Annotated in this window: 1 protein-coding gene and 1 pseudogene; one reads left to right on the forward strand and one right to left on the reverse strand. The window is 63.9% G+C overall.

Going from position 1 to position 1,114, the window contains the following annotated elements:
• Positions 1-150: pseudogene (locus EN994_RS36545) on the reverse strand (dienelactone hydrolase family protein); the annotation flags it as partial.
• Positions 151-577: 427 nt separating this feature from the next.
• Between EN994_RS36545 and EN994_RS32550 the strand changes: the two are divergent.
• A complete protein-coding gene (locus EN994_RS32550) occupies positions 578-1,012 on the forward strand; it encodes a hypothetical protein (RefSeq protein WP_013530999.1) in 435 nt (144 codons plus the stop codon).
• Positions 1,013-1,114 lie beyond the last annotated feature (102 nt).

Raw genomic sequence — 1,114 nt, forward strand, 5'->3', positions numbered from 1 at the left:
CATCTGACGCTCGATCGCCGCCGCACCTGATCCGGCAAGCCGGGTCAACTGCTCCATGAACCGGCGGCGATCGAGCGTCAGATGCGTGTACTCGTCATAGGCGTCGATCATCGCCTGGGTGATGGTGGGCTTGGCGTCGGGTCTCGTCATGGATGGGCTCCTCTGCTTCGGGCTTCAATTCCCAGCTACATAGGGACCAAGCCGGCATCATCCAGTCGAGCACTCATCGCTGCCGTCGATTGCCTCAGGCGTATGCCGCCGGCCGCGTCCGGGCAGCAAAGCCGGTGCCCATGCGCGGCCGTGTCATCACTTTTTAGTCATTGGCGATAAATCCTGCTGGCGCTGCCACAATCGTGAAGGAAGGTGGCTATCGACGGTATCTTGACCGCGTGCCTCAGACCCAGAAGGAAGCGAGACCATGACCATGCCTTCCCCGATCCTCGCCAGCGCGGTCGTCCTTGCGGGGGCCGCCGCTTTGGCCCTACGCTCGATGGTTGTGAATGCAGGCAGACTATCGTTGATCAGGGTCCGCACTGAGCGGAACCGCAACACGAAAACCCAGGGTTGAGGTGACGCCATGAACGTCCAGGACATCGTCAACACCGTTTCGCAGAAGGCGGGCCTCGACCAGGCGACGACGGAGAAAGTCGTCGGCACCATTTTCTCGGTGCTCGAACACGAGGCGGAAGGCACCAGCGCCTCGGCGTTCTTCGCCAAAATCCCCGGCGCCGACGACCTCGCCCATCAATATGACGTCATGGCCGCCGCTCCGGCCGGCGGTGGCGGTTTTCTGTCGTCGTTGCAGGGCGCGCTTGGCGGCGTTCTCGGCGAGAAGGCCGGCGCGCTGATCAACGGCATCGCCGCGCTCAAGGCATCCGGGCTCGACATGGCGCAGATCCAGAAGGCCGGCGCGACGCTGATCCAGCAGGCCGAAGCCGCCGCCGGCCCCGACCTGACCAACAAGGTGCTCGGCTCGGTGCCCAGCCTGAAGGGTCATTTGGGGATTGGCTGATCGACAACGGGCCGATCGGAAGATTCCCGCCCCTCATCGCCCAGTCGGGCACTTTTCCCCGTCACTATGCGGGGAAAGGACACCGGCACAGATGAGGGGCGG

The sequence above is a fragment of the Mesorhizobium sp. M7A.F.Ca.CA.002.09.1.1 genome (assembly GCF_003998555.1).
Taxonomy (GTDB): Bacteria; Pseudomonadota; Alphaproteobacteria; order Rhizobiales; family Rhizobiaceae; genus Mesorhizobium; species Mesorhizobium ciceri.